Origin of the sequence: Geomonas diazotrophica (assembly GCF_018919385.1) — a bacterium.
Classification (GTDB): domain Bacteria; phylum Desulfobacterota; class Desulfuromonadia; order Geobacterales; family Geobacteraceae; genus Geomonas; species Geomonas diazotrophica.
On the sequence record NZ_JAHLMF010000007.1, the window covers coordinates 204348 to 231033 of the forward strand.

The window sequence follows — 26686 nt, forward strand, 5'->3', positions numbered from 1 at the left end:
GGGGAGGGTCAGCTCACCCCGCAGTCGCGCAGGTACTTCGCGTAGCGCTTGTCGGTGAGCTCGATGTGGTTCAGCACCCAGCTGGACAGGAAGTTCAAAAGTTCCAGGGCGAGCCCCGGGCGCTTCGAACTGAGCCGCTCCTTGAAGGCGAAGGCCTTGGCGATGAAACGCTGGTGTTCCAGTTCGTGCAGCGCCATCTCCGGGTACTTGTGGGTGCGGAACAGCTCTTCCTCCACCGCGAAGTGCGCCTGTGCGTAGTTGAAGAGGTTGGTTAGGACATCTTCCACCACGTCGGCAGACTCGTTGTTCCTGATTGCCCGGTCCAGTTCCTCCATCAACTGGATCAGCTTCCTGTGCTGCTCGTCCACCTTGCCGATCCCCACCGACAGACTTTCCGACCACTCTATTATTTCCATGAACCTCTCCCTTAAGGGGCGTGCTGAAACCTCTATCCGTCTTGCTCCGTAGCCAACCGGGCCCACTCTGTGCTATGTTGTCCTTCGCCGCCAACTTCGCTGCATCACCCGGAGCCTTCATGGCCGAGCCCCTACAGCATGAACTGGAAATCTGCTGCCAGCAGATACTGCTACCCGACTCCTCCGTCTATTCGGTGCAGTGGATCGATATCCCCGCCGAGGCGGCGCTGCGGGCCACCCCGACCTTCCTGCTCGAGCACTACTTCAAGGTGGTGCGGCGCTGCACCCTAGGGCTGATCACCCCCGTCCAGGACCCGAGCGGCGTCGAGTTCCGGATCACCGGGACCCGTTGCGCCCTGCTCGCCTTCAGCGCGGCCCGCTTCGAGGAGGACCGGGGGACCCAGGCGGCCCATCTCTGCATCAGCGGAGGACTCCTGGTTCAGCCCGGGGAATGCGACAGCGGCATGTTCTCCCTGCTGAGCGCGGCCGGCACGGAGGGGGGGCGGGTCACGGTGCAGCTCTCCGACTACTGCCCGCTCCTTTTGGGTAGCAGGAACCCCTCCAGGCTGCGCAAGCTCTGCTACGGCATGACGCAGTCCTTCTTCCACAAGGTGGTGACCTTCAGGTACCTGGCCTCCCTTTTCCGCGAACTGTGCGGCGTGAAAGCGCGGGTGGCAGTCAGAAACGTGGCGGTGCGGCAGGGGACGGACATCTGACCCAAGCTACTATTCGGATCGAGGAAAGAGTACTTGAGGGATTTGAAAGGGGGGGGCTGAAACGGGGGTGGCTCTAGGCTGGCTTCTTCTGGTTCAGCGCTTCGTAAAGCGCGATCTGTTCGGCGCTGGAGAGTTTCTTTCCTGCGCAATGCTTGCCCCGGCACATCCTGCACCTGTCGTCGGAACACCACTGGCAGAAGGTGCAGTCAGGGCAGGGGTGTTTCTTGCAGCTCTGGGACCCTTTGTTGTCTTCCATGTAACCGTTCACCGAGGGTGTGACTTTGAAAGCGGCGCCGGCGCCATTGCCGTGCGCCGCTTCTGTTTTGCCGGGTCAGTAGACCAGGTTTCTCTTGGGAGCGGTCCCCTCGACGATGCGGGCGAAGGATTTTCCCTGGTCCGCATTGATCAGGAGGTAGCGCGGCAGCTTCATCGCCACGTCGCCGGGACCGGCGTGGTGCGCCTCGATGGTGAAGGTCGCGACGTAGCCCGCCTCGGCCGCCCTTTTAAGCAGGTAGTCGTCGTAGATGCCGAAGGGCCAGGCCAGGAGGTCCACCTTGGTCCCCAGCTTCTCTTCCAGCCGCGCCTTGGACTTCTTGAGCTGGGTCTGCACCGACTTCTCGAACTCGGCGGGGGGCATCTTCTTCCTGTCGTGCTTGAAGTTTGGGTGCCAGAAGGTGTGGGACTGGATGTCGAAGCCGTTCTTCTGCAGGATCTTCAGTTGTTCCCAGGTCATGGCGTACTTGGCGTTGGAGATCGCGGAGGGGTAGACGAAGACGGTGACCGGGACGTTGTACTTCTTCGCCAGCGGCAGCATGTCGCTGAAGACGGTCTTGTGCGCGTCATCTTCGACGATCACCACCGATTTGGGGGCGGGCGCGGGACCCTTCTTCAGGTAGTAGTCCACCAGTTTCCTGAGCGGGATCACCGTGTAGCCGTTGTCCCTGAGGTACTTGAGGTGTTCCTCGAAGACCGAGGTCTTGATGGTCATCCCGTCGGCCACGGTGGGCCCGAAGCGGTGGTACAGGAGTATGGGGACGTTGACCCCCTGGCTGACGGCGGGCTGGGCCGGCTTGGCGGCAGGGGTGACGGCCCGGGCGCCCGGTGCGGCCAATAGGGCGATGGCAAGGAGCAGGAAAAGGATACGGTACTTCATACGGTGCAAAACCTCCGGTTGATTTTGGAACATCCCAACATACCAGAAAGCTGGCAAATGTGAAACGCAGAATGCGGCTGGTATCGAAAGGAACGGGATGGACGGCCGGCGTGATGGTAGAATTCACCAGGTCAGACTCTTCGCAAAGGAGGTAACATATGTCATCCTTCCAGCTCAGATGTCCCGGCTGCGGCGCCTTGAACCGCATCCCCCAGGAAAAGGAGGGGGTGGCCGGGGTGTGCGGCAACTGCCGCGGCAAACTCCCGCCTCTCTACAGCCGTCCCCGCGAGCTCAACGACACCGATTTCGATGCCTTCATCGCCGCGTACCCAGGGCCGGTAATCGCCGAGTTCTGGGCCCCCTGGTGACCGCACTGCGTATCATTCGCACCGGCGGTGCGGAAGGTGGCGGCACTCCTTGCCGGGGAGGCCGTGGTGGTCCAGGTAAATACGGAGCAAAGCCCTGCGCTCTCGGGACGTTTCGGGGTGCGAGGCATCCCCGTGCTGCATCTGCTGCGCAACGGGAAATCTTTGGAGCAGTTGGCCGGGGCCCAGTCGGCGGAGGCGGTGCTCGCCTGGTTCAGGCGTTTGCAGGCGAGGGGATGACATGGTATTGGCACAGATGGGGTCGATCCTCATTGACAGTGACTCGGTGTTTGGCAGAATTACTCTCTGCAACTTCATAATGAGAATGGGGAGGTGTCAATGACGCGGGACCAATTGCAGATCCTGGAGAATCAGCTGGTGGCCAACTGCCAGTACAAGGGCATCCAGACCACCCTGCACAAGTTACTGGAGAGCCTTTATGAGGGTAAGACCCTCGATGCCATACTCACCGAGATGCTGGAATGAAACGCGCCACGCCGCGGGAGTGAGACCTGGGGGGTGGAGTAAGGAACTTGATGTTTCGACAGGGAAAACCCACAATACGCAGCCAGCTGTCCACCCTGGTTGCCGCCTGCGTCCTCCCGGTGTGGCTGATAGCCGCCCTGATGGCGCGTCATGCCTACGTCACCAAGCTGGACCAGGTGAGCCGCGACCTGCTCGAGAACGCGAGGGGGATGAGCATGGCGGTCGATCGGGAACTCGCCAACGCGCAGGCCTCCCTCACCGCACTCGGCAGTTCGCCGTCCTTCAGGAAGGGGGACTTCGTCGCCCTCCACCAGCAGAGCAAGGAAATCCTCAAGAACTACCCCGGCGCCGACATCATCGTTGCGGACGGCACCGGGCAGCAACTGGTCAATACCTACCGTCCCCTCGGGAGCAGGCTCCCAAAGCGCAACAACCCCGACACGGTGCGCCGCATCTTCGAGGGGGGGAAGCCCATCGTCAGCGACCTCTTTCGCGGCGCGGTCACCAAGCGCGCCGTCATCGCCATAGACGTGCCGGTCGTCATCGACGGCGTCGTCGCCTACGACCTCTCGATGTCCTTCCCCTCGCAGGTCCTTTCCTCCGTGCTGCAAAGCCAGAACGTGTTCAAGGATTGGTACGGGACCGTGGTGGACCGCAACGGGGTGATCACCGCCCGTACCCGTAACCTGGCCGAATTCGTGGGGAGGCAGATCACCGGGGATCTCCGCACGGCCATGTCGCGGGCCAACGAGGGGACCATCAGCCTGAAAAACTCCCAGGGGGTGCCCACCTTTTCCGCCTTTTCCAAATCCCCCTTCACGGGATGGACGGTCGCCGTCGCGGTCCCCACCGAAACCGCGCTCGGAGAGATCTACAGCTGGATGCGCTGGGCGGTGGGCGTCGGCGTCGCCATATCCCTGCTGGGGATACTGCTCGCTTCCTGGATCGCGAGCCGGATCGCAAAGGACATCCAGTCGCTGGTGGAGCCGGCGCTGGCCATCGGCCGCAGCGAGGTGGCGACGGCGATCGGCACGGACTCCAAGGAGGCCTCCGAGCTGGCGGAGGCACTGGTGCAGGCTTCCCAGCTGCTGCATCGCCGGGCCGAGGAAAGGGACCAGGCGGAGCGGCAGCTCTCCCTCACCATCGAGGAGCTCCGGCTCGAGACCGTCGAGCGGAGCCGGGCCATGGAGGAGGTGCGCCGGCAGGAACAGCTCCTTACCCAGCAAAGCCGTCAGGCGGCCCTCGGGGAGATGGTGGGCAACATCGCCCACCAGTGGCGCCAGCCGCTGAACGCGTTGGGGCTTTTGGTGCAGCAGCCCCTGCTGTTTCACGAGCTGGGAGAGCTCGACCGGGAGTTCCTGAAGGAACACGCGGCCAAGTCCATGGAGATCGTGAAGCACATGTCGCAGACCATCGACGACTTCAGGAATTTCTTCAGGCCGGACAAGGAGAAGATCCGCTTCAAGGTTTCCGACGAAGTCGCCAAGGTGCTGTCGCTGGTCGACGGCAGCCTTCAGTCCCTGGGGGTCTCCTTGCAGGTGCAGCAGGAGGGTGACCCCACCATCGAGGGATACCCCAACGAGTTCGCCCAGGTCCTGCTCAACGTCCTGCTGAACGCGCGCGACGTCATCGCCGAGCGCGCGGTGGTCGCCCCGACCGTGCGGGTCCGTATCACGGAACAAGCGGGGAGGACGGTGCTGACTGTGACCGACAACGCCGGCGGGATACCCGAAGAGATCATGGACCGGATCTTCGACCCCTACTTCACCACCAAGGGGCCCCAGGCCGGCACCGGTGTCGGGCTTTTCATGTCCAAGACCATCATCGAGAAGAATATGGGAGGCGTCCTCACCGCGTGCAACGTGGACGGGGGCGCCCAATTCAGGATAGAGGTTTGACATGCCAACCACGCTGATGCTTGTAGAAGACGATCGGGACACCCTGGAGATCCTCTCCGTCGTGCTGCGGCGCAAGTATGGCGACCTGCAGCTTTGCACCGCGGAGAACGGCAGGAAGGGGGTGGAGCTCTTCAAGGAACGGGACGTGGACATCGTCATCACCGACGTCAACATGCCCGAGATGGGAGGGGTCGCCATGGTCCAGGCCATCAGGGGGATCAAGCCGCAGGTGCAGTTCATCTTCATCACCGCGGATGCAGGAAGAGCTACCCTGGAACACTCGGTAGGGGCGGGTTTCAAGCTCGACCACTACATAGAAAAACCGGTCGACTACCGGGATCTGTTCTCGGCGATCGATGAGTCGCTGGCAACGGTGAGGGCCATGTCGTTTAACGGCGCCGGTAAGAACTGAACCGGTGCGGCGTAGCGATGCGTTATAAAGCGAGGTGAACAACGAGAGAGTGTACAAGCAGGCCGGTACGCTGTATACTTTCGTCGTTTGCTGTCAAGATGTCGATGCGATCAAAGAGACCTGCCGCACACAAGGAGGAAGCCCATGAAAAAGAACCTGCTCGCCATTCTCGTTCTGACTTTGCTTGCCCTTCCCGCCGCCGCTATGGCGACTCCCCCCCGCCCGGGACCGTACGTCGCCGGGTTTGTCGGGGTGACCGTCCCCGAGACCGTCGACGCCACCAGCTTCGGTGGGGGCACCGTCTTCAACGACCGGATCAAGTTCGATCCCGGCCTGAACGTAGGGGGTGCCCTGGGCTTCGACTTCGGCATGATGCGTCTCGAAGGGGAGATCTCCTACAAGGACCTGCAGCTCAACGCGGTCACCGACCGGGACACCGGTGAGCGGTTCAGGGTCGCGGACGGCAGCGTCGATACCACGGCCTTCATGGCCAACGCGTTCATCGACCTGCACAACGACAGCCCCATCACCCCCTACCTTGGAGGGGGCATAGGCTTCGCCGCGCTGCACCTGAACGACGTATTCAGCCGTGCTGGAGATTTCCTTTATGAGGCCGACGACCAGGTGGTGTTCGCCTACCAGGCGGGCGGCGGCCTGGAGGTCGCCCTGAACCGGCAGCTTTCCCTCGACCTCGCCTACCGCTACTTCGGCACCTCGAAGGCGTCCTTCATCAATACCGAGTTCGAGGTCCAGTCGCACAACGCCACGATGGGGCTCAGATTCAAGTTCTGACGGGGAGTTGACACGGGGCGACCATGGACGATCTGAGTGCTCAGAACCAGGAACTGGAACGGCAAAACCAGCAGCTGCTCGACGCCTACGCCCAGCTGGACAGGGCACTGGCCCAGTACGCCGAACTCTACGACTTCGCCCCGGTAGGCTACCTGACCATCGGGGAGGGGCGGCGCATTGAAAAGGTCAACCTTACCTGTTGCGCCCTTTTGCAGCGGGACCGCGTGGTGCTGCTGGGGAAGGACTTTTTGGAGTTGGTGGTCAAGGAGGACCGCCCGGCCCTGCTCGATTACCTGGAGCGCCTTTGCTGTCGCAGGGACGGCGTCAATTGCGAGGTAAGGCTGCACAACGAAACGCCGGTGCTGCTTGAGTCGGCCGTATCCAAGGAACACCACGAGTGCCGCATCGTCATGCTGGACGTGAGCCGGCAGAAGCAGGTCGAGGGGGCACTGCGTGAAAGCGAGAAACGTTTCAAGGCGCTGGTTGAGGTGACCTCGGACCTGGTGTGGGAGGTGGACGCCAATGGCGTCTATACCTATGTCAGTCCAAAGGTGTTCGACCTGCTCGGCTACACCCCCGAGGAGGTGGTTGGGAAGACCCCCTTCGACCTCATGCCGGCACACGAGGCAGACCGGCTGCTCATGATCTTCGGCGAACTCGCTGCCCGGCAGGAGCCGTTTGACAACCTCGAGAACGTCAACCTCCGCAAAGACGGCAAGGAGGTGCTCCTCGAGACCAGCGCCGTTCCCATCTTCGACGGGAACGGTGCCTTCGTCGGTTTCCGGGGTATAGACCGGGACATCACCCACCGGCCGGCTCCCAAACGGGAAGGTTAGGCTTTCATTTCGCCGCCGAACACAGGAAAAGGCCAAGTCCGCAAGACTTGGCCTTTTCTTTTGCGACGTCATGGCAGCGGGGGATGCTGCAATAGGGACGGGGCTCCCGCGAGATTATTTCGTTGTAATAAGCTTGTTGTATTGATATTTTGTGCTGACTCCAGGGGCGGTTTCCTCTCAGTAGAGGCGGCGAAACGGCTACAAAGAAGCAAAACGATATCAAGATGCACAGTCAACGAGTCGATTAGTCAGTAATTGTTACGTCACGTTCAGGTTCGCCCTGCAGGACGCTGTTAACGGTGGTTAGTTATGCTCAGATTCGGTAACATCGCGGCGCCGCTGCTCACCTGCTTCGCCACACTGATAGCCACGCTTTATTGGGCGGAGCCGCAGGCTGTTTTGGAGCCGACGGCACTGCTGCCGGTTCTCAACACGGTCTTCCTCGCCTTCATCCCTTTCTTCATCGTATTCATCTCGACCAGGCTGTTCCTGGCCGTCGGACGCGTCCCCCTGCTCATGCTCGGTTGCGGCATGCTGGCCCTGGGGGCCGGGGGGGCTGTCTCGGGATGGTTCATAGGTCAGCCCAACGGACCCAACATAACGGTCACCATCTACAACAGCGCAGCCCTCCTGAGCGGTCTGCTGCTCTTTGCGGGCGCGCTGGCTCCGCTATTAGGTGCCAAGGACACTCCCGCCGGGCTCCGACTCCCCCTGCTCCTTATGAGCTACCTCGGCGTCGTCCTGGTCTCAGGCGGCATCGTGGCAGCCGCGGTTGCCGGGTTTGCCGCCCCCTTCATCGTCCAGGGAGCCGGCCCGACCCTGACCGGGAAGGCGGTGCTGGCCGCCACCATCCTGTTTTACGCGGCGACTGCCGCTTTGTCCCTGAAACGGTACCTGAAGCTGCAGTTGGAACTGTTGCGCTGGTACGCGACCGGCCTGGCGCTCTTCGCCACGGGGCTCACGGGTGTCCTGCTGCAGAAGTCGGTGGGGAGCCCCATGGGGTGGGCGGGGAGAACGGCGCAGTACACCGGCGGGATCTGCATACTGATCGGCGTCCTGAGCTTCTGGAAATCCATCGTCGACACCGGCCACTCCATAGCCGAGGCCTTCGGCGAGGTGTCACGCAGGCGCATCAGCGAGCTCGAGCAGATGAACGCCCAGCTGCAGCGGGTCATTGCCGAGCAGCAGTCGACCCAAAAGGCACTGCAGGAAAGCCGCATGCTGTTGGCGAACATCATAAGCGGCACCTCCGATGCCATCTTCGCCAAGGACCTGCTCGGGCGCTATACGCTGTTCAACGCCGCTGCCGAACGGGTCGTGGGAAAGAGCGCCGCGCAGGTGCTCGGCCAGGACGACGGCTTTCTCTTCTCGCCGGAGGAGTCTGCAACGGTGATGGCCTACGATCGGAAGGTGATCGAGTCCGGTGTGGTCAACACCTACCAGGAGGTCGTTTGCGACGCGTCCGGCAGGACCGTCACCTTCCTTTCCACCAAGGGGCCCCTGTTCGACGTCACCGGGGAACCCTCGGGCCTTTTCGGCATCTCGCGCGACATCACCGAGCTTAAAAGGGCGCATGATGAGCTGGACCGCGTGATGCAGGAGCAGAGCATCATCCTTGAGAACGCACCCATCGCCATTTTCAAGATCGTGGACAGAAGGCAGGTCTGGATCAACCGCAAGGCGGAAGAGCTCTTCCAGTACTCGAAAAAGGAGATGGAACTGCAGACCACCCGGAAGCTTTATCCATCCGACGAGGCCTACGAAAAACTCGGCAGGGAAGCGTATTCCGTTCTGGCCCAGGGGCTGCCGTACGAAACCGAGCAGGAGCTGATAAGAAAGGACGGCGCCCGCCTGCGGGTCAGGTACGTCGGCAAGGCCATCTACCCCCCGGACCTGTCCAAAGGGACCCTTTGGCTGCTCGAGGACGTGACCGAGCGGAGGCTTATGGAGGAGGCGCTGCGCGAGGGAGAACGGCTCTACCGCAACCTCCTTGAGAACGTGCCGGCTATCATTTACAACTACTCAACCAAGCGGGGGGGGCTCTTCTACTCGCCTCAGGTCGAGAAGGTCTTTGGTTACCCGCTGCAGGCGTTTTACGACAACCCGATGCTCTGGAAAGAGTCCATTCATCCGGATGACATCGGCAAGGTGATGGGTGTAATCGCCGAGGTGCGGGCCAGGGGGCAGGGGGAGCAGCATGTCGAGTACCGCGTGCGTGACCGCAGCGGCGAATGGATCTGGCTCCACGACACCTTGATCAGACCGGAGGTCGCACACGATGATACCGTCATCTTCGGCATAGCCCAGGACATCACCGAGCGCAAGAATCTAGAACTGAAACTCGCCGAGAGCGAGCTCAAGTTCCGCAACCTGGTGATGAACGCCCCGTTCCTGGTCACCAACGTCGACCGCGCCGGGAACATCGAGTTCATCAACAGGTGCTCGGAGGGGTTCGATCCCGAAACGGTCATCGGAACCAGTTCGTATGACTATATCGAAGGGGAGAGCAAAGAGGTCTACCGCGCGGCGCTGGAGCGCACCTTCGCGCAGCGGCTCCCGCAGCGGATCATCGTCTCCGGCCTTGGGGACGCCGGCACCTCGCGCTGGTTCGAGACGGTGCTCGGGCCGCTGGTCAACGGCGGGAGGATGGAATCCGCCATCCAGGTCACCATCGACATCACCGAGCGCAAGCTGGCCGAAATGGCCCTCGAAAACGCCCGCCACGAGCTGGAGCGGCAGGTCGAGGCGAGGACGGAATCTCTCACCGCGACCAACGCCCGTTTGCGTGCCGAGGTCGAGGAACGCATGCGGGCCGAAGGTCAGATCCTCGAACACCAGAAGAAGATGGAGGCCTTGACCCAGGAGCTCTCCCTCACCGAGGAGCGCGAGCGGGAACGCATAGCGGGCGAACTGCACGACCAGGTCGGCCAGCACCTCATCCTGGTGAAGCTGAAGCTGCAGTGGCTCGCCAACGAGCTCTCTTCAGAAAAGGAGATCGGCCTGGCCGAGGAGATCGACAATCTCCTTTCCCAGTCGATCCAGGACATCCGGTCCCTGACCTTCCAGTTGAGGCCCCCCATCCTGGCCAACGCCGGGCTCGGTGCGGCCATAAAGTGGCTGGCGGAGGAGCTCAGGGAGAACTACGGGCTGAACTTCGAGCTTGTCGACGACCATACCCCGCTCCCCTTCAGGTACGAGGTCCGCTCCTCCATCTTCCAGGCGGTGCGGGAGATCCTTTTGAACGTCGTCAAGCATTCGCACTGCAGCCTGGCCCGGATCAGGCTCGGCAACGACGGCTCCCGCATGGTGATCGAGATAACCGATAACGGTACCGGCTTCGACCCGGAGGAGGTGGCCAGGAAGAAAAGCCGCTCCGGAGGGTTCGGCCTCTTCAACCTGCGCAGGAAGATCGAATACCTGGGGGGAGAGCTCAGGATCGAAACCGAAATGGGAGCGGGGACGCGGGTTACCATCGCCGTCCCCCCTGACCTGGCCGGCTCGGCCGAGGGATAGCTCCCGACGAAACAGCGCGGCTGACCCGGGCATCCGGCGAAGCCCTGCGAACCAGGCCGGTGCGGAGCCGGCGGATTAGCCCTGCGCCATACCCATCCACCCTTACCTTACCGGAGCACCTCATGAAAAAACTCGATTTCGACGATCTCACAAGCCTCAGCAGCGAAGCGCAACAATCCCCGCGCAAACGGATGAATCGCAACCTTCATTCCGATCTGTCCGACCCGGTTCAGCGCCTGGCGATCGCCATGGAGCCGGACACCTACATCCGCCCCCACCACCATCGGCAGACATGGGAGATCCTGATCCCTCTGCGGGGGCGTTTCGTGGTATTGACCTTCGACGATGGCGGCGTGGTGATCGAACGTGCCGTGCTGGGGGAGGGGGGCTTCGCCGTCGAAATCCCGGCGGGGGGGTGGCATGCCGTGCTTTCTCTTGACGACGGCGGTGTCATCTTCGAAGTGAAGTGCGGCCCGTACGCCCCCTTCAAGGAGGAAGACTTCTCCCCCTGGTCCCCTGCCGCCGATGACGATGCGTACAAGGAGCTCATGCGCTGGTTCCGTAATGCCGAAGTGGGGCAGCGCTGGCCGGGTTGCGGTGAAGGCGGCGCCTAGAGAGCCGATCCCTGCAAGGCCACAGGCATCGCCCTGCCGGGGAGATAAGCCATTTCCACGGAGCAGTCGGGCGCCTCGGCCCCGTACTCGGTGGCCGCTTCCCTGAGCGTAAGAAAGCGCACGCCGCGCCCGGTGAGGCGGGTGAGCAGGTCTTTGAAGGCGTGGGTGAGGGCTTTCCCCTCGAGTTCCGCGTGGATCGTGTGCACGTTCAACCCGGAACGCAGCCGCCTCAGGTAGATGTCGTTGACCGTGGCGGCGGTTATCCCGTTCTCGCCGATCAATTCGTCCATGGTGGGCCAGGTGGAAGGAACCTGCAGGGTCTGGAAACGTTTGCCGTTGAAGACGGGGTAGAAGGGGAACTCCCCCCTGGTGTCGCTGCAGTAGGCAAGGCCGAGGGAGTCCTGGACCTCGAACGACGCGGCACTTACGGTCCAGCCGGGGGCGGCGCAGGTGGCGGCGGGAGAGCCGAAGATCTCCTCGAAGCCGGCAAAGGCCCGCCCCAAGTCCGCTTCGACCTCCTGCCGGGAGAGCCTGTGCAGGTGGTCGTGCCACTCCACGTGGTCCCAGCAATGTATCCCGGTTTCGTGGCCGGCATCCCGCACGCTCCTTATCACCTCCCCCAGTTCCTTGCCGATCATCGGCGCGGGAAGCAGGGTCCCGTAGAGCATGGTCTTCAGACCGTACATGGCCGGCGCCTTGGTGCGCAGCATCTTGGCCAGGAAACCCTTGTGGAGGAGGCGGCGCACGGCCTTCCCCGAGTTGTCGGGGCCCAAGGAAAAGTAGAAGGTCGCTCGGACCCCGAAGGCTTCGAGAAGCTGCAGCAGGTTCGGGATCCCGTCACGGGTGCCGCAGTAGGTATCGACGTCGACCTTGAGGGCTACGGTCTGTGGCTCGTATTGGTGCATGCGGTCTAGGCTCCCTGGCTCAGGTGAAAAGCGCGCCGTGGCAAGGCGTGGCTGCGACGAAGTCGGCGGCGCAGAGTTCCGTCTTCCCTTCGAACTGAAGGCGCCGTATTTCCAAGAGGCCGCTGCCGGTGCCCACCAAAAGCGGTTGCGTCGACACGACGCGCCCCGGCCCCCCGGTTCCCTCGACAGGGAAGGCCTGCCAGACGAGGAGCTTTTGGCCGGCAAGGGTGGTGAAGGCTCCGGGGTAGGGGTGGGTGACGCCGCGCACCAGGTTGTAGATCTCTACCGCGCTCAGGTTCCAGTCGATGCGGCCATCCTCGGGCCTGCGGCCGCCGCAGTAGTTGCCCGCCTTCAGGTCCATCGGGATGCGCGGCGCGCTCCCCTCGATCAACTGCGGCCATGAACGGCGCAGCACCTCTACCGCCGCCTCGGTCACCTTGTTGAAGACGTCGAAGGCCGTGTCCTCGAAGGCGATCTCCACCCGCTCCTGGTCGACGATCTCGCCGGCGTCCGGCTTCTCCACCATGTAGTGCAGGGTGACCCCTGTGGAAGTCTCCCCCTTGATCACCGCCCAGTTGACCGGCACGCGCCCGCGGTACTTCGGGAGGTAGGAGCCGTGCATGTTGAGGGCGCCGCGCCCGGCCAGTGACAGCACCTCGGGGGTGATCATGTTGCGGTAGTAGAAGGAGAGCAGGAAATCCGGGGAGAGTTCCGCCAGGATCTCGCGGTTCTCCGGGGCGTTGATGCTGCTGGTCAGGCAGGGGATGCCGTGGCGTGCCGCGAGCCCGCAGACCGACTGGAACCAGATCTGCTCGCCCGGGGAGTCCTCGTGGCTGAAGACGAGACGGACGTCGGCCCCTTGGCGCAGCAACTCCTCGAGGCAACGATAGCCGACGTTGTGGTAGGCGCAGACGACGACCTTATCCTTCATCGCTCCCCCCGTAGATCCTGCGTACCACGAAACGCGGCCTGCGCCGCACCTCCTGGTAGATCCTTCCCACGTATTCCCCAACGATCCCGATCCCGAAGATGGTGATGCCGATGAAGAAGAACAGGATGGCGAACAGGGTGAAGACCCCCTCGACCTCGGCGCCGACCACGAAGCGCCTGATGAGCAGGAACAGGGCGAAGGCGACGGCGCCCAGCGCGGTGACGATGCCGGTCAGGGCGAAGAGCTGCAACGGCACCACGGAAAAGCCGGTCATGAGGTCGAAGTTCAGGCGGATCAGCTTGTAGAAGGAGTACTTGCTTTCCCCCTCGCTTCGCTCCGCGTGCGCCACCTCGATCTCGCTGGGGCTCGCGGCGAAGGTCTGTGCGAGGGCGGGGATGAAGGTACTCGCCTCGCTGCAGCGGTTGATGTTGTCCACCACGTTTCGGTGATAGGCCCTCAGCATGCAGCCGTAGTCGGTCATCTTCATGCCGGTCATCTTGCGGGTGGTGATGTTGACCAGACGCGAGGCGCTCTTGCGGAAGATCGAGTCCTGGCGGTTGTGCCGTATGGTACCCACCACGTCGTGCCCGTTCTCCATTTCCGCGACCAGCTTGGGGATCTCCTCGGGGGGGNTCTGCAGGTCCGCGTCCAGAGTGACAATGATCTCGCCCCGGCTGATCTCGAAGGCCGCCATGATGGCCATGTGCTGACCGAAGTTGCCGTTGAACTCGATCACCCGCACCTCGGGGTAGTCGTTCGCCAGCCGCTTCAGGATTTCCAGCGACCGGTCGCGGCTGCCGTCGTCGGTGAAGATGATCTCGAAGGGACGTCCCATCCCGGCCAGAGCCGGGTAGAGCCGCTTCATCAGGTTGTCCAGGTTCCCTTCTTCGTTGTAGACGGGAACGACGATGGAGAGGTAGGGGGTCATTTGCGGTTCCTTGCTATCACTTCCTTCACGGCATCGACCACGTCCCGTGCGTCATCCCGGGTCATCTTCGGGAAGAGCGGCAGGGAGAGGATCCGGTCGGAGGCATAGTCGGCGTTTGGAAGCGAGTTTTCGGGCTGCGGCAGGTTGGCCTGGTACCATGTGTGCCGGTGCACCGCCTTGTAGTGCAGGCCGCTGCCGATGTTGAGCTCCTTCAGCTTCGCCATGAAGCCGTCGCGGTCGATGCAGAGGCGCTCGATCTTCACAAGCGGCGTGTAGAGATGCCAGGCGTGCCGCTGCGGGTAGGGGGCGTACGCGGGGAGGCTCAGTTCTGAGACGTCGGCCAGTTCCTCGTTGTAGAAATGGGCGATCTCGGTGCGCCGGTCGATGAAGCCATCCAGCTTGGGAAGCTGGTGGATCCCGATGGCGGCCTGGATGTCCATCATGTTGTACTTGAAGCCGGGGAGCACGATGTCGTAGTTGGGAGTGCCGCTGGCGGCGAAGCGCTTCCATGCCTCGCGGCTCATGCCGTGGAACTTCAAGAGCGACACCTCCTCGGCAAGCGCCTCGTCGGGGGTGCAGAGCATGCCGCCTTCGCCCGTGGTGATGTTCTTGTTGGGGTGAAAGGAGAAGATGGAGACGCTGTCGAGGGAGCCGATCCTGCGCCCCTTGTACTCGGTTCCGGCGGCGTGGGCCGCGTCCTCGATCACCGCTAGGCCGAACTCGCGGGCCAGTTCGAAGATCGGGTCCATGTCGCAGGGCTGCCCGGCAAAGTGCACCGGTATGATGGCCCGGGTGCGGGGGGTGATCTTCTCGCGCACCAGGGAGACGTCCAGGTTGAGGGTCCCCGGCTCGATGTCGACGAGGACCGGTTTCAGCCCGCACAGGACGCAGATGCTCACCGTGGATGCGAAGGTCATCGGGGTGGTGATCACCTCGTCCCCCTCCTGGAATTTCAGGGCCAGAAGGGTCAGGTGCAGCCCGGCGGTCGCGGAGGAGAGGGGCACCGCGAACGGTGCGCCCACATAGGCACGGAACTCCTCCTCGAAGCGCTTCACCTTGGGTCCGGTGGTGATCCAGCCCGACTTGAGGGAGTCGACCACCTCGTTGATTTCGGCATCCTCGATGGTCGGTGTGGAAAAGGGTAGAAACTCGCTGCGCACGTGGCCTCCGGAGATTACAAAAGGTGCTGGATGGTTTCCCGCTGCTCGATCAGGTAGAAGTCGAGGGTCTGCTTCAGGGCGTCGTCCACGGAGGTGATAGGTTCCCACCCCAGGTGCTTCTTCGCGTTTTGTACCGAGGGGACGCGGTTCAGCATGTCCTGATATCCCTTGCCGTAGTACTCGCCCGAGGTGACCTCGATGATGCGGCAGTTTTCTGCCTTGTCCCGGTAATCGGGATACTGTTTGACCAGTTCGAGCAGCTTGTGCGCCAGCTCTTTCACGGAGAGGTCGTTGCCGGGGTTGCCGATGTTGAAGATCCGGGCGTCGGCGCAGCCGTCGCGGTTCTCGATGATGCGCATCAGGCAGTCGATGCCGTCCTCGAGGAAGGTGAAAGAGCGGCGCTGCTCGCCGCCGTCCACGAGCTGGATCGGTTCTCCGGCCAGGATGTTGTAGAGGAACTGGGTCAGCACCCGGGAGCTTCCCTCCTTGGCGGTGCTGATCGAGTCCAGCTTGGGACCGATCCAGTTGAAGGGGCGGAACAGGGTGTAGCGCAGACCCTCGTGGGCGCCGTAGGCGTAGATGACCCGGTCCAGCATCTGCTTGGCGCAGGAGTAGATCCAGCGTTCCTTGTTGATCGGGCCGAGCATGAGCGGCGAGTTCTCTTCGTCGAACTCGCGGTCGGGGCTCATGCCGTAGACCTCGGAGGTGGAGGGGAAGATGACGCGCTTGTTGTATTTCGCGCAGAGGCGGATCACCTTGAGGTTTTCCTCGAAGTCGAGTTCGAAGACGCGCAGCGGGTCCTTGACGTAGGTGATGGGGGTGGCGATGGCCACCAGCGGCAGCACCACGTCGCACTTCTTGATGTTGTATTCGATCCACTCCTTGTTGATGGTGATGTCACCTTCAAGGAAATGAAAGCGCTGGTGTCCCATGGACCGCTCCAGCTTGTCGCAGGCCATGTCGAGGCCGTAGACCTCCCAGTCGGTGGTGGTGAGGATGCGGTGGGTAAGGGCGTTGCCGATGAAGCCGTTCACACCCAGGATCAGTACTTTCATATGTCTCTCCTTTGCTGCTGATTGTCTCCGGCGGGCAGAGGCCGGCCGGAACAGAATTCTTTATCTGTTGGTTACGAGGTAGTGCTTCGAGCTCTGCCACAGTATGCGCGGCTTGATGGCGGAGCCGCCCGAGAGCTCGTCCAGATAGTCGCGCAGTATCATGGCGTACACGGGTTTGGGGCCGTTCCAGAGGGTACGGAACCCGTCGCGGTTCAAAAACCAGGCGGACTGGTCGCCGATTTTGCTGCCGAACTCGATCTCTCCGGGGCCGTCGAAGATGACGCAGCGGCGCTCCGCGTAGTAGCTCAGTCCCTGGCGCAACCCCTGGCTCACCAGCACCGCGTCCGGTTCGGCGAGCTTTTTGACGATCTGTCCCGGTTCGCGGTACGATTTGCGCTCCACGAAGAGCGGGAAGACGATGTGGGGCGCGGTCAGAAAGAGGAGGATGGAACCGGCGAGAAGGCCCACGAAGAGCTGCCGCGGGTCCCCGCGCTTCACCGCTGCCAGCGCGACGGCCCCCTGCAGGATGAAGATGGAGCCGATGACGAGCCCCCCGATGGGGCCGACCAGCGGTCTGTGCGCCACCAGCGGGTAGAGCAGCGCCGCGCACCCCAGAAGGACCAGGAGCCAGCCGAAGGCAAGGGCCGGGCGGCGCAGGGGACGGAAGTCGCCGTTGAAGGCGCGGTCGAACACCCCGGCGATCAGGATCGCCAGCGCCGGGTACACCGGCAGGATGTACGCCGGCAGCTTCGAGTTGGACTTCGAGAAAAACGCGAAGATGATGATGGCCCAAAGGGCGAGGTAAAGGCGCGCTTCTCCCCCCGGAAGGGCCCGGTTGCGCCAGAAGTTGCGCAGCGCCGTGGGGATGAAGAAGGACCAGGGGATCATGAAGCCGAACAGGATGGGGATGAAGTACCAAAACGGCTGGTAGCGGCGGTGCACCTTGGTCAGGAAGCGCTCGAAGTGTTCATGGATGAAGAAGAACTGGAAGAACTCCGGATTGCGCTGGCACACCAGTACGAACCAGGGTGCCGCAACCGCCAGGAACAGCAAGAGCCCCGTGCCCAGGCGCATTTCCTTCAGGATGCGCCAGCGGCGGGTCAGCACGATGTGCCAGAATATGACCGCGCCGGGAAGCACCATGCCGATCAGCCCCTTGGCCAGTACCGCCAGCGCGGCGAAGAGGTAGAAGAGATAGTAATAGCCCGGTCTGGGGTGGTCGGCGTCGCGGGCGGCCAGGATGTAGCTCCCCAGCGCCACGGTCATGGTGAAGGTAAGCGGTATGTCGGTGATGTTGATCCGCGCCTGAATCAGGAAACCGGTGCATCCGCCAAGTACCAGGGCTCCGAGGAGTCCGGTCCGGCGGCCGAAGAGTTCCCGCCCCAGGTGGTAGCTGAAAAGTACGGTGCCGAGGCCGCTCAGGGCGCAGACCAACCGGGCCGAGAATTCACTGATGCCGAACAGGTAAAAGGAGATGGCGTTCAGCCAGTACAACAGCACCGGCTTCTCGAAGTACTTTACGTAATTAAGCAGCGGGGTGATCAGGTCGCCGCGTTCCAGCATCTCCCTGGGGATCTCGGCGTAGCGCGCCTCGTCCGGGTCGACGAGGGGGAAGTGGCCGAGAAGTTGGAGAAAGAGCAACCCGAACAGTAAGGTGAGCAGCAAAAGGTCCCGGCGCCGCGATTCATGCGACCGGGTCAGATAGTCCAGCTGAAGTGGCATTGTGGATTGCTCCCCAGGTGACCGGTTCGTCACGCGACGGTGGGTATACTCACTCAAAGGGCCGATACTAGGTTATGCCGCATTACCCGGATATGACATCTAAATGACAATATTGTCATAAATGGAGCGCACGGTGTGGTTGCCCTGTAAAAGTGATTGCCATTCGCCGGAAGGGGAAGTGTCATCAACGGTGGGAAGGGAAATTTTTTGGACCGGCGTGCTGGTCAATAAGTGCGGACGGCATCGAAATAGTTGCGCTGCACGTTGCTGGGGACAGGTTGACTGCAGAGAAACAACCCTTGACATCGAAAAAGCCATCTGCTACATACACAGAACACTTCGGGCGATTAGCTCAGCGGGAGAGCACTGCCTTCACACGGCAGGGGTCACTGGTTCGAACCCAGTATCGCCCACCAAAGACACAACAAAGGCCAAGTCCCATGACTTGGCCTTTTTCGTTGCACCCTTCACCCTGATTCCTCCTTTCTGTTCACCATTTCTAGAACCACCTGCAGGTCGTTCACTCCCCCCTTGTTCGGCTAACGTCGTTCTAGCTGCGGCTCTTTCGCCTTGACACTTTACGTGAGCTGTTGCTATATTGCGGTCGCTCTTGAGGCTCCCCGTGCGGGGTCTCGGAGCGCGGTGTCAATTTCCCTGCTGCGGGCAGAGGTGATTCGTGAAACTGGAACGCGGTCTTATTCAGGTGTATACCGGCAACGGCAAGGGGAAGACCACGGCTTCGCTGGGGCTCGCCCTGCGCGCCGTCGGCCGCGAGCTCAAGGTCTGCATGATCCAGTTCATGAAGGGGGGAGGGCCCTACGGCGAGCAGATGGCCGCCGAGAAGCTGGCTCCCTTTCTCACCATCATCCAGACCGGAAGGCCGGGGTGGGTCAACAAGGACAACCCGCACCAGACCGACAAGGACCTTGCCGCAGAGGCGCTCGCGCTGGCGTCCGAGAAGGTCTGCGGAGGCGAATACGACCTGGTGATACTGGACGAGATCAACGGCTCGGTCTCCATGGGGCTGGTCCCGGTGGAGCGGGTGCTCGAGCTTTTGGCCAGCAAGCCGCCGCAGGTGGAGCTGGTGCTTACCGGCCGCAACGCCCACGAGAAGGTCATCGAGGCGGCGGACCTGGTCACGGAGATGTGCGAGATCAAGCACTATTACAAAGCCGGCGTCAACGCGCGCGTCGGCATCGAGAAATAGATTCCATTGAATTTACTGATATCGGAGGTTTGCCATGGCTGAAAGAAGAATTCGCGTGCTGGTGGGAAAGCCTGGTCTTGACGGCCATGACAGGGGTGCCAAGATCATCGCCCGCGCGTTTCGCGATGCCGGTTTCGAGGTGATCTACACCGGTCTGCACCAGACCCCGGAGCAGATCGTCTCCGCCGCCATCCAGGAAGACGTCGACCTGGTCGCGCTTTCCATCCTCTCCGGGGCCCACAACACCCTGCTTCCCGCGGTGAGGGAGATCATGAAGGAGAAGGATGCCTCGGACATCGTCCTGATGGCAGGTGGCGTGATCCCCGAGGACGACATCCCCGGGCTCAAGGCGGCCGGCATCGCCGAGGTCTTCACCCCCGGCACCTCCACCGAGACCATCGTCGGCTGGGTTCGCGACAACATAACGCCCCACGCCTAACAGCTAACGGACGTTCTACGTTCTAGGTTCTACGTTGAGCCCGGTAATGAAACAAGTGCGCCGCGCAGTTGCCAAAGAGGCAGCCCGCGGCGTATCACTTGGTGCACTGCGATTTTTAACGTAGAACGTTGAACATAGAACGTAGAACGTAGAACAGATTTCGGAGCCTCCCATGACCCTTGCCGAACGCGTGCTGGACGGCGACATACGCGCCGCCGCCCGCCTTATGCGCGATATCGATGACCGCTTCAAGAGCGCCATCGAGGAACTGAAAACCCTCTACCCCCACACCGGCAACGCCTACATCATCGGCATCACCGGCCCCCCGGGGGCGGGCAAGTCGACCCTGGTCGACCAGATCGTCTCCGCTTACCGCAAGAAGGACCTCCTGGTCGGGGTGGTGGCCATCGATCCCACCAGCCCCTTCTCCGGTGGCGCCATCCTCGGCGACCGCATCAGGATGAACCGCCACGCCGACGACGCCGGGGTCTTCATCCGCAGCCTCGCCACGCGTGGGGCCCTTGGGGGGCTCTCCCGCTCGACCACCGACGTGGTCAACGTGATGGATGCCATGGGGATGGACGTCGTCGTCATCGAGACGGTTGGGGTAGGACAGGATGAGGTCGACATCGTCAGCACCGCGCACACCACGGTGGTGGTCATGGTGCCGGGCCTTGGGGACGACATCCAGGCCATCAAGGCCGGCATCCTCGAGATCGGCGACGTCTTCGTGGTCAACAAGGCCGACCGCGAAGGTGCCGACCGCACCGCCCGCGAACTCACCACCATGCTGGAGATGAAGCACCCGGACCCGGCAGGATGGGCGCCGCGCGTGCTGCAGACCGAGGGGGCGCGAGGGGTGGGGATCGACGCGCTGGTGGAGGAGTTCGACGCGCACCACGTCTACCTGAAGGAGTCGGGGGCGTTGCAGCGCCTGATCGAGGAGCGTAACGTCAAGCTCTTCACCGACACCCTGAGGGAGGAGCTCTTCGAGACCGTCTTCGGGGCGATCAAGAGCAACGGCCAGTACCAGGAGATCCTGGCCGGCATGCGCGACAAGAGCACCGACCCCTACAGCGCGGTGCAGAAAGTCATGGCGGGACGCGCTTTTTCTTGACCGAGCGGGGGCAAAGGTGTTAATTAGAACGAAATGGGGCGCAAGGCCCCATTAGTCGTTTCTCGGTTGGGAGCTGGCAAGATGTTACGTAAGGTTTTGGCTTTTCTGGTCCTGGTGATCCTTTTTTCCATCGTCGTTTACAACCCCTCCGCAACTTCCGAGCCCGGACCCAACCCGCAGGACCCGGCCAAGGAAGACCTCTCCCGGGTAGAATATCCGAGCCTCGCCAAGGTCCCCTGGCGCGCCCATTTCATCGAGCCGCAGGAAACCCTGGAATCCCTCTACGGCGCCGACTGGGTCACCGTCGCCCGCTTCAACCGCATCGACCGCCGCCACGTCTATCCCGGGATGACCATCAAGGTCCCGGTCGACATGGTCGCCGCCCGCAGCTACACCCCCATGCCGCAGGAGTATCCCGAGGCCAAGCGCTACGACAAGTACATACTGATCGACATGACCGAGCAGTGGATGGGCGCCTACGAAAACGGCAGGCTCAAGTTCTCCGCGCCCGCCGCGACAGGTGCACCCGGCCACGAGACCCCGGTCGGCGTCTTCCGCATCGATGCCCGTCATCGCAACCACACCTCTTCCCTGTACAAGACCGAGGACGAGAGCGGCCAGTACCCGATGGACAACGCCATGCGCTTCCATATCGGCCCCGACAACGTCTCCTACTGGATCCACGCCCGCGACCTTCCCGGCAAGCCCGCCTCGCACGGCTGCGTGGGGCTCTACGACGAAGGGATGCAGAACAGGGTGTACGGGATCCCGGACAAGCCACAACTGGTCGACTCGCAGAAGTTCTACGCCTGGGCCGTAGGCGAGAACGAGTATGAAGGGGACACCGGGGACCTGGAGGAGCTGGAAGACGCTCCCGCTGTCGAAGTAAGAGGCACCAACCCCGTTTACCGCAAGTAATAACGCGCTATACTCTCCAGTTGTGTCCGCCACTGAATCTGCGGTCATCCCACTGTCACAACTGGAGCTTTTGTGCAGGAGCTATTCAGGGAATACCTGCAGGCGCACGGCTACTGGGTGCTCTTTCTCGGGACCTTCCTCGAAGGGGAGGCCATCCTCATCTTTGCGGGCTTTCTCGCCTTCCAGGGGTACCTCGACGTCTACCTGGTCATGCTTTCCGCGCTGGTCGGTTCCTTCCTCGGGGACCAGTTCTATTTCCACCTGGGCCGGACCAAGGGGGCGCAGCTGCTGCGGCTGTTCACCGCCTTCTCCCGGAAATTCGGGAAGGCCTTGCGGCTCATCGAGCGCTACGGTACCTTCGTCGCCTTCGTCTCCCGGTATACCTACGGGTTCCGGATCGTGCTTCCGGTCATCCTCGGGATGACCACCTTTCCCTCGCGCCGCTTCCTCTTCCTGAACTTCCTCTCCGCCCTTACCTGGTCCGTCCTGTTTTCCCTGGCCGGATACCTCTTCGGCAAGACCGCGTCGCTGTTCATCGAGGACCTGCATAGCTACGAGCCGTACCTGATGCTTGCCCTGGCCGGAATCATCGCCTGCCTGTGGTCCAGCCACTTCGTGGCGCACAGGTGGCGCAAGAGGCACGCGCGGGCCAGGCTCAAGCGGATCAAGTCCCGTCCCCACCGTCCCAAAATGAATCACAACCACCGTTAGAGGCCGAAACCTTTTCTCTCCCGGTTCTCCGTCGTCGACCCTCAATTGTCAATTGTCAATTCCCGTTGGTTGTGGTCTAATGCCGCCCGCGGTCCGGCTTCCGGTCGCACATTCCGCAGTAGAGACGAAGGGCATTTGCATGGATTTGAAGGAAAGAGTTTCCATCGTTTTGGTCGGGACCCAGAGTCCCGGAAACATAGGCATGGTATGCAGGGCCATGAAGAACATGGGGCTGCGCGACCTGCGCCTTGTCAACCCCTGCCAGGTGGATCACCTGGACGCCATCAAGTTCGCCGTCTCCGCGCGCGACCTTCTGGAGAGCGCGCGCGTCTTCACCTCGCTTGAAGACGCCATCGCCGACAGCGAATACTCGGTGGCCACGACGAGGCGCCACGGCAAGTACCGCTCCGAGATCAGCACCCCTCCCGAGATCGTGGAGCGCTTTGCCGTTTGCGCGCCGAACAGCCGGCTGGCGCTGGTGTTCGGGCGCGAGGACAGCGGGCTCACCACCGACGAGGTGGCGCTTTGCCGCTGGCAGTCCACCATCGAGACGGCGGACGAGTTCGGCTCGCTCAACCTCTCCCAGGCAGTGCTGATCTTTTGCTACGAATTCCTGAAAGGGGCCGCCCCTGCGCCGGTCAAGGCCGCACGCGAACTGGCAGGCTCTGCTTCTTTGGAACCGATGTACGCCCACATGGAAAAGACCTTCCTGCGGATCGGCTACTTGAACCCGCAGAACCCCGACCACATGATGCGCACCATGCGGCGCGTCTTCTCGCGCGCGGAACTGGACGAGCGCGAGGTGGCCTCGCTGCGCGGCCTTCTCTCCCAGATCGACTGGGCCTGCGCCGAGTTCAAGGGGAAGAAGGGCGCCTGATTGACGTGCGTTGTTAAAATGTGTTAAGGTTGGCCACCGCACCGCCGAATCGGGATGGGTAGGGGGGGCGTCGCATCCGGAGCTTTTCCGCTTTACCTGACCACGAGGGACCCACAGTGAAAGTTCTTCTTACCAACGACGACGGTGTGCACTCTCCCGGCCTGGCCGCTTTGCTCGCAAGGGTTTCGGAAGTGGCGGAGGTGGTAGTGGTGGCGCCGGACCGCGAGCAGAGCGCCGTCTCCCACGCACTCACGCTGCACCATCCTTTGCGGGCCGCCCGCATCGCCGACAACATCTACTCCGTCGAGGGCACCCCTACCGACTGCGTGAACCTAGGCATCCACAGCCTCCTTTCTTTCCGGCCGGACCTGGTCATCTCCGGGGTGAACCGCGGTGCGAACCTGGGCGACGACGTCACCTATTCCGGAACGGTTGCGGCGGCCCTGGAGGCGACCCTGATGGGTATCCCCGCCATTGCCGTCTCGCTGGTCACCCGCAGCGGCGGCGAAAACTTCGACTCGGCCGCCGCCTTCGCGGCCTCCCTGGCGCAAAGCGTCCAGTGCCGCGGGCTCCCCCGCGATACCTATCTGAACGTCAACGTGCCCGACCTTCCCGCCGAAAAACTCCTCCCGGCGCAGATCACCCGCCAGGGAAGGCGCAGCTACGAAGGGACCATCGTGGACAAGGTCGATCCGCGCGGCAGGAACTACTACTGGATCGGCACCGTCGACCTCAGTTTCCAGGACGCACCCGGCACCGATTTTTACGCCGTTTCGCGCGGTCACGTCTCCATTTCTCCGCTGCACATCGACCTCACCAACCACGCCGCGATCGGCGAGCTGCAGGGTTGGGAACTGCCGTGATGCTGGACTTTTAGCCCGTCATTTGGTATATTTCCCCGCTGCCAAAGATCGGGGGGGGGAATGAATTCAGCTGTAGCACGCAAGAGGATGGTCGCCGAACTGGTGAAACGCGGCATCACGGACCAGCGGGTGATCAACGCCATGCTCGAGTTGCCCAGACACATTTTCGTCGAGGAGGCGATGGCCTCCCAGGCCTACAGCGACGGATCGCTGCCGATCGGAGAGAAGCAGACCATTTCTCAACCCTACATCGTGGCGCGCATGACCGAATTGCTTGCCCTGACCGGGCGGGAGAAGGTGCTGGAGCTCGGCACCGGCTCCGGTTACCAGGCCGCCGTTTTGGCCACCCTGGCCGACCGGGTCTGCACCGTGGAGAGGATCCGTCCGCTGGCCATGAAGGCCCGCAAGGCGCTGGACAGCCTGAGACTCTTGAACGTGAACCTGAAGATAGGCGACGGCACCGAGGGGTGGCCCGAGGAGGCGCCTTTTGACGCCATCCTGGTCACCGCCGGGGCACCCGCGCTCCCCGAGTGCCTGGTAGAGCAGCTGGCGCCGGGCGGGCGCCTGGTCATTCCGGTCGGGGACCGCCTGGACCAGAAACTCGTAGTGATAAAGAAGGCTTCCGACGGGAGCGTGACCCGCGAGGAAGCGGACGACTGCCGCTTCGTAAAGCTGATAGGCAAAAACGGCTGGAGCGACGAGCAGTAGCAAAGGCGGCGGCAACACCAAGCCTCGCCAAAGGAGTCTGGCATGGAAAACGACGAGCTTTTAGAAGAGAAGGACCCTCTCTTTCTTGATGGCGAGCAGGACCCTGACCCGGACTCACTCGAACTCGAAGAGGTAGAGGAGGTCGAAGAGGACGGGCCGGCCGAGGTCGAGGAAGAAGAGATCAAGGCCGCCGTCGTCGAGCACTTTGACGACGCCATCAAGCTGTACCTGCGCGAGATCCAGAAGACCAAGCTTCTGACCGCCGATGAGGAGAAGGAGCTCGCGGCGCGCATCGACCAGGGCGACAAGGCGGCGCGCGACCGTATGATCGTCTCCAACCTGCGCCTCGTGGTCAAGATCGCCAAGCGCTACATAAACCGCGGCCTTCCCTTCCTGGATCTCATCGAAGAAGGGAACATGGGGCTCATCAAGGCGGTCGAGCGCTTCAAGCTCTCCAAGGAGTGCCGCTTCTCCACCTACGCCACCTGGTGGATCAGGCAATCCATCGAGCGCGCCCTGGTGAACCAGTCGCGCACCATCCGGCTGCCGGTGCACGTCTCCGACGACATCAACAAGATGCTCAGGGTGACCCGGGAGCTGGTGCAGAAGATGAACCGGGAGCCGAGCGTCAAGGAGGTTGCCGACGCGCTGGAAGTGAACGTTACCTACGTGCGCCGGCTCATGGTGCTCTTGAAGAAGACCTACTCCATCGAGCGCCCCATGGGGGAGAACAACGACTACTTCCTGATCGACACCATCGAGGACACCTCGACCATATCGCCGGCGGTGCTGCTCGAGGACCTGAACAAGTATGAACTGGTCTCCCAGTGGTTCGAGACCCTGTCCGACGCCGAGAAGAAGATCCTCACCCTTCGTTTCGGCCTGGACGACAAGGATCCGCAGACGCTGGACACCATCGGGCGCAGCTTCGGGGTGACCCGCGAGCGCATCCGCCAGATCGAGGCCAAGTCACTTGAAAAACTGAGAAAGATCGTCGAAGCCACCGACATAATGGGGCGCGGCGCAACTACTGCGAAATAAGGAGCGGGTTTTGGATATGGAAGATCTTAAAAGCATCATCAGGAACATCCCGGATTTCCCGAAGAAGGGGATCCTCTTCAAAGATATCACCACGCTTTTAGGGGATGCCAAGTCGTTTCAGCGCATGGTCGACCTCTTGTCCCACCGTTACGTGGGGCAGAAGATCGACAAGGTTGTGGGCGTCGAGGCCCGCGGTTTCATCATCGGCGCCGCCCTTGCCTACAAGCTGGGAGCCGGCATCGTGCTGGTGAGAAAGCCGGGCAAGCTTCCCTCCAAGACCTTCAAGAAAACCTACGACCTCGAATATGGGACCGACACCCTCGAGATCCATACCGACGCCTTCAACAAGGGGGATCGCGTGCTGATTGCCGACGACCTGTTGGCCACCGGCGGTACCATGGCCGCCGTGGTCGATATGATCAACAGCATGGACGTCGAGCTGGTTGAGTGCTGCTTCATGGCAGAGCTCGAATTCCTGGAGGGAGCCAAGAGGCTTCCCGAGGGCAAGGTGTTCTCCCTGCTGAAGTTTTAATAAAAAATCTTGCCAAACAGGCGGCTGTATTGTATAAAGTCCGTCTGACTTGTCCCCGTAGCTCAGCAGGATAGAGCACTTCCCTCCTAAGGAAGGGGTCGGACGTTCGAATCGTCTCGGGGACGCCAATAAATACAAAGGGTTACGGTTTTGGCCGTAACCCTTTTTTTGGCCGAGTGAACTTTTGAGTGAACTTTTTGCCGTGCAGACGAACGCGTTTTTTTTTTGCTGCTCAACGGGTCAGCGCTTGACCTGACGGGCAGCCTTAGCGCCCGGTCGCGGTCTGAGCGCCTGGTTATGCGTCCCTCTATTATTTGTAAATTCGTTTCGCAATACCGAAATACCCGATGAGTGCGAGGACAAAAGACAGC

At 62.0% G+C, this 26686-nt stretch carries 28 protein-coding genes and 2 tRNA genes; 21 read left to right on the top strand and 9 right to left on the bottom strand.

The features are described from left to right. Positions 1-8: 8 nt before the first annotated feature. Positions 9-416 carry a bacteriohemerythrin gene (locus KOM00_RS09805; protein ID WP_216498733.1) on the bottom strand — a complete coding sequence of 136 codons (408 nt, stop codon included), beginning with the start codon at positions 414-416 and terminating at the stop codon, positions 9-11. Positions 417-535: 119 nt separating this feature from the next. Between KOM00_RS09805 and KOM00_RS09810 the strand changes: the two genes are divergently transcribed. Then, positions 536-1132 carry a hypothetical protein gene (locus tag KOM00_RS09810; protein ID WP_216498734.1) on the top strand — a complete coding sequence of 199 codons (597 nt, stop codon included), beginning with the start codon at positions 536-538 and terminating at the stop codon, positions 1130-1132. A 73-nt stretch (positions 1133-1205) separates the two neighbouring features. On the opposite strand, the gene KOM00_RS09815 is transcribed toward KOM00_RS09810, so the two are convergent. Together KOM00_RS09815 and KOM00_RS09820 are read right to left on the bottom strand one after the other, a co-directional pair. Continuing rightward, positions 1206-1388 carry a hypothetical protein gene (locus KOM00_RS09815; protein ID WP_216498735.1) on the bottom strand — a complete coding sequence of 61 codons (183 nt, stop codon included), beginning with the start codon at positions 1386-1388 and terminating at the stop codon, positions 1206-1208. 75 nt (positions 1389-1463) lie between these two features. Beyond that, positions 1464-2285, bottom strand: coding sequence for a polysaccharide deacetylase family protein (locus tag KOM00_RS09820; protein WP_216498736.1), 822 nt, complete (start codon positions 2283-2285; stop codon positions 1464-1466). A gap of 158 nt (positions 2286-2443) precedes the next feature. On the opposite strand from KOM00_RS09820, the gene KOM00_RS09825 reads away from it, so the two are divergent. The 8 genes from KOM00_RS09825 to KOM00_RS09860 all read left to right on the top strand — a co-directional run bounded on the left by KOM00_RS09825 (position 2444) and on the right by KOM00_RS09860 (position 11201). Continuing rightward, entirely contained in the window at positions 2444-2890 is a 447-nt protein-coding gene (locus KOM00_RS09825) for a thioredoxin family protein (RefSeq protein ID WP_216498737.1), read from the top strand. A gap of 99 nt (positions 2891-2989) precedes the next feature. Beyond that, a complete protein-coding gene (locus KOM00_RS09830) occupies positions 2990-3136 on the top strand; it encodes a hypothetical protein (protein WP_216498738.1) in 147 nt (48 codons plus the stop codon). Between the two features lie 50 nt (positions 3137-3186). Continuing rightward, on the top strand, positions 3187-5034 hold the full coding sequence (locus tag KOM00_RS09835; RefSeq protein ID WP_236026872.1) for a sensor histidine kinase: 1848 nt from the start codon (positions 3187-3189) through the stop codon (positions 5032-5034). Between the two features lies 1 nt (position 5035). Further along, a complete protein-coding gene (locus KOM00_RS09840; protein ID WP_216498740.1) occupies positions 5036-5446 on the top strand; it encodes a response regulator in 411 nt (136 codons plus the stop codon). Between the two features lie 144 nt (positions 5447-5590). Further along, the gene (locus KOM00_RS09845) at positions 5591-6238 is read left to right on the top strand and encodes an outer membrane protein (RefSeq protein WP_216498741.1); all 648 of its coding nucleotides are present in this window, start codon (positions 5591-5593) and stop codon (positions 6236-6238) included. 23 nt (positions 6239-6261) lie between these two features. Beyond that, complete coding sequence (locus tag KOM00_RS09850; RefSeq protein ID WP_216498742.1) at positions 6262-7074, top strand: PAS domain-containing protein; 813 nt, start codon at positions 6262-6264, stop codon at positions 7072-7074. A gap of 309 nt (positions 7075-7383) precedes the next feature. After that, positions 7384-10587, top strand: coding sequence for a PAS domain-containing sensor histidine kinase (locus KOM00_RS09855; protein WP_216498743.1), 3204 nt, complete (start codon positions 7384-7386; stop codon positions 10585-10587). Positions 10588-10709: 122 nt separating this feature from the next. Further along, positions 10710-11201: a WbuC family cupin fold metalloprotein gene (locus KOM00_RS09860; RefSeq protein ID WP_216498744.1), complete on the top strand. Its 492-nt coding sequence runs from the start codon at positions 10710-10712 to the stop codon at positions 11199-11201. Here the strand turns inward: KOM00_RS09860 and KOM00_RS09865 are convergent. The 6 genes from KOM00_RS09865 to KOM00_RS09890 form a co-directional block, all read right to left on the bottom strand. After that, a complete protein-coding gene (locus KOM00_RS09865; protein WP_216498745.1) occupies positions 11198-12106 on the bottom strand; it encodes a polysaccharide deacetylase family protein in 909 nt (302 codons plus the stop codon). The genes KOM00_RS09860 and KOM00_RS09865 overlap by 4 nt on opposite strands. Positions 12107-12125: 19 nt before the next feature. Continuing rightward, the gene (locus KOM00_RS09870; RefSeq protein ID WP_216498746.1) at positions 12126-13037 is read right to left on the bottom strand and encodes a formyltransferase; all 912 of its coding nucleotides are present in this window, start codon (positions 13035-13037) and stop codon (positions 12126-12128) included. Beyond that, positions 13027-13965, bottom strand: coding sequence for a glycosyltransferase (locus tag KOM00_RS09875; protein WP_216498747.1), 939 nt, complete (start codon positions 13963-13965; stop codon positions 13027-13029). Before KOM00_RS09875 ends, KOM00_RS09870 begins: the two co-directional genes overlap by 11 nt. Next, positions 13962-15125, bottom strand: coding sequence for a DegT/DnrJ/EryC1/StrS family aminotransferase (locus tag KOM00_RS09880; protein ID WP_216498748.1), 1164 nt, complete (start codon positions 15123-15125; stop codon positions 13962-13964). The genes KOM00_RS09875 and KOM00_RS09880 overlap by 4 nt, the downstream gene beginning before the upstream one ends. Before the next feature lie 14 nt (positions 15126-15139). Beyond that, a complete protein-coding gene (locus tag KOM00_RS09885; RefSeq protein WP_216498749.1) occupies positions 15140-16180 on the bottom strand; it encodes a bifunctional UDP-4-keto-pentose/UDP-xylose synthase in 1041 nt (346 codons plus the stop codon). A 60-nt stretch (positions 16181-16240) separates the two neighbouring features. Next, complete coding sequence (locus KOM00_RS09890) at positions 16241-17902, bottom strand: glycosyltransferase family 39 protein (protein ID WP_216498750.1); 1662 nt, start codon at positions 17900-17902, stop codon at positions 16241-16243. A gap of 341 nt (positions 17903-18243) precedes the next feature. On the opposite strand from KOM00_RS09890, the gene KOM00_RS09895 reads away from it, so the two are divergent. The 12 genes from KOM00_RS09895 (at position 18244) to KOM00_RS09950 (ending at position 26443) form a co-directional block, all read left to right on the top strand. Beyond that, positions 18244-18318 (top strand) — tRNA-Val (locus KOM00_RS09895). 260 nt (positions 18319-18578) lie between these two features. Next, positions 18579-19109 carry a cob(I)yrinic acid a,c-diamide adenosyltransferase gene (gene cobO, locus KOM00_RS09900; RefSeq protein ID WP_216498751.1) on the top strand — a complete coding sequence of 177 codons (531 nt, stop codon included), beginning with the start codon at positions 18579-18581 and terminating at the stop codon, positions 19107-19109. A 34-nt stretch (positions 19110-19143) separates the two neighbouring features. Beyond that, positions 19144-19548: a cobalamin B12-binding domain-containing protein gene (locus KOM00_RS09905; protein ID WP_216498752.1), complete on the top strand. Its 405-nt coding sequence runs from the start codon at positions 19144-19146 to the stop codon at positions 19546-19548. Between the two features lie 172 nt (positions 19549-19720). Further along, the gene (gene meaB, locus KOM00_RS09910) at positions 19721-20665 is read left to right on the top strand and encodes a methylmalonyl Co-A mutase-associated GTPase MeaB (protein ID WP_216498753.1); all 945 of its coding nucleotides are present in this window, start codon (positions 19721-19723) and stop codon (positions 20663-20665) included. An 81-nt stretch (positions 20666-20746) separates the two neighbouring features. Beyond that, the gene (locus KOM00_RS09915) at positions 20747-21583 is read left to right on the top strand and encodes a L,D-transpeptidase (protein WP_216498754.1); all 837 of its coding nucleotides are present in this window, start codon (positions 20747-20749) and stop codon (positions 21581-21583) included. Between the two features lie 72 nt (positions 21584-21655). Continuing rightward, a complete protein-coding gene (locus KOM00_RS09920; RefSeq protein ID WP_216498755.1) occupies positions 21656-22294 on the top strand; it encodes a DedA family protein in 639 nt (212 codons plus the stop codon). 139 nt (positions 22295-22433) lie between these two features. Next, positions 22434-23171, top strand: coding sequence for an RNA methyltransferase (locus tag KOM00_RS09925; protein ID WP_216498756.1), 738 nt, complete (start codon positions 22434-22436; stop codon positions 23169-23171). Between the two features lie 116 nt (positions 23172-23287). After that, a complete protein-coding gene (gene surE, locus KOM00_RS09930) occupies positions 23288-24034 on the top strand; it encodes a 5'/3'-nucleotidase SurE (RefSeq protein ID WP_216498757.1) in 747 nt (248 codons plus the stop codon). 60 nt (positions 24035-24094) lie between these two features. Continuing rightward, on the top strand, positions 24095-24742 hold the full coding sequence (locus KOM00_RS09935; protein WP_216498758.1) for a protein-L-isoaspartate(D-aspartate) O-methyltransferase: 648 nt from the start codon (positions 24095-24097) through the stop codon (positions 24740-24742). 42 nt (positions 24743-24784) lie between these two features. Beyond that, entirely contained in the window at positions 24785-25783 is a 999-nt protein-coding gene (locus KOM00_RS09940; protein ID WP_216498759.1) for a sigma-70 family RNA polymerase sigma factor, read from the top strand. Positions 25784-25799: 16 nt separating this feature from the next. Then, positions 25800-26315 (top strand): adenine phosphoribosyltransferase, encoded by a 516-nt coding sequence (locus KOM00_RS09945; protein ID WP_216498760.1) that lies wholly within the window; start codon positions 25800-25802, stop codon positions 26313-26315. Between the two features lie 51 nt (positions 26316-26366). After that, positions 26367-26443: transfer RNA gene (locus KOM00_RS09950), tRNA-Arg, on the top strand. Positions 26444-26686: the final 243 nt, after the last annotated feature.

Bases quoted from the DNA above. Each gene is read 5' to 3' on its own strand.
- KOM00_RS09805 (WP_216498733.1), bottom strand. From the start codon at position 416: ATGGAAATAATAGAGTGGTCGGAAAGTCTGTCGGTGGGGATCGGCAAG.
- KOM00_RS09810 (WP_216498734.1), top strand. From the start codon at position 536: ATGGCCGAGCCCCTACAGCATGAACTGGAAATCTGCTGCCAGCAGATA.
- KOM00_RS09815 (WP_216498735.1), bottom strand. From the start codon at position 1,388: ATGGAAGACAACAAAGGGTCCCAGAGCTGCAAGAAACACCCCTGCCCT.
- KOM00_RS09820 (WP_216498736.1), bottom strand. From the start codon at position 2,285: ATGAAGTACCGTATCCTTTTCCTGCTCCTTGCCATCGCCCTATTGGCC.
- KOM00_RS09830 (WP_216498738.1), top strand. From the start codon at position 2,990: ATGACGCGGGACCAATTGCAGATCCTGGAGAATCAGCTGGTGGCCAAC.
- KOM00_RS09835 (WP_236026872.1), top strand. From the start codon at position 3,187: ATGTTTCGACAGGGAAAACCCACAATACGCAGCCAGCTGTCCACCCTG.
- KOM00_RS09840 (WP_216498740.1), top strand. From the start codon at position 5,036: ATGCCAACCACGCTGATGCTTGTAGAAGACGATCGGGACACCCTGGAG.
- KOM00_RS09845 (WP_216498741.1), top strand. From the start codon at position 5,591: ATGAAAAAGAACCTGCTCGCCATTCTCGTTCTGACTTTGCTTGCCCTT.
- KOM00_RS09850 (WP_216498742.1), top strand. From the start codon at position 6,262: ATGGACGATCTGAGTGCTCAGAACCAGGAACTGGAACGGCAAAACCAG.
- KOM00_RS09855 (WP_216498743.1), top strand. From the start codon at position 7,384: ATGCTCAGATTCGGTAACATCGCGGCGCCGCTGCTCACCTGCTTCGCC.
- KOM00_RS09860 (WP_216498744.1), top strand. From the start codon at position 10,710: ATGAAAAAACTCGATTTCGACGATCTCACAAGCCTCAGCAGCGAAGCG.
- KOM00_RS09865 (WP_216498745.1), bottom strand. From the start codon at position 12,106: ATGCACCAATACGAGCCACAGACCGTAGCCCTCAAGGTCGACGTCGAT.
- KOM00_RS09870 (WP_216498746.1), bottom strand. From the start codon at position 13,037: ATGAAGGATAAGGTCGTCGTCTGCGCCTACCACAACGTCGGCTATCGT.
- KOM00_RS09885 (WP_216498749.1), bottom strand. From the start codon at position 16,180: ATGAAAGTACTGATCCTGGGTGTGAACGGCTTCATCGGCAACGCCCTT.
- KOM00_RS09890 (WP_216498750.1), bottom strand. From the start codon at position 17,902: ATGCCACTTCAGCTGGACTATCTGACCCGGTCGCATGAATCGCGGCGC.
- KOM00_RS09905 (WP_216498752.1), top strand. From the start codon at position 19,144: ATGGCTGAAAGAAGAATTCGCGTGCTGGTGGGAAAGCCTGGTCTTGAC.
- meaB (WP_216498753.1), top strand. From the start codon at position 19,721: ATGACCCTTGCCGAACGCGTGCTGGACGGCGACATACGCGCCGCCGCC.
- KOM00_RS09915 (WP_216498754.1), top strand. From the start codon at position 20,747: ATGTTACGTAAGGTTTTGGCTTTTCTGGTCCTGGTGATCCTTTTTTCC.
- KOM00_RS09925 (WP_216498756.1), top strand. From the start codon at position 22,434: ATGGATTTGAAGGAAAGAGTTTCCATCGTTTTGGTCGGGACCCAGAGT.
- KOM00_RS09935 (WP_216498758.1), top strand. From the start codon at position 24,095: ATGAATTCAGCTGTAGCACGCAAGAGGATGGTCGCCGAACTGGTGAAA.
- KOM00_RS09940 (WP_216498759.1), top strand. From the start codon at position 24,785: ATGGAAAACGACGAGCTTTTAGAAGAGAAGGACCCTCTCTTTCTTGAT.
- KOM00_RS09945 (WP_216498760.1), top strand. From the start codon at position 25,800: ATGGAAGATCTTAAAAGCATCATCAGGAACATCCCGGATTTCCCGAAG.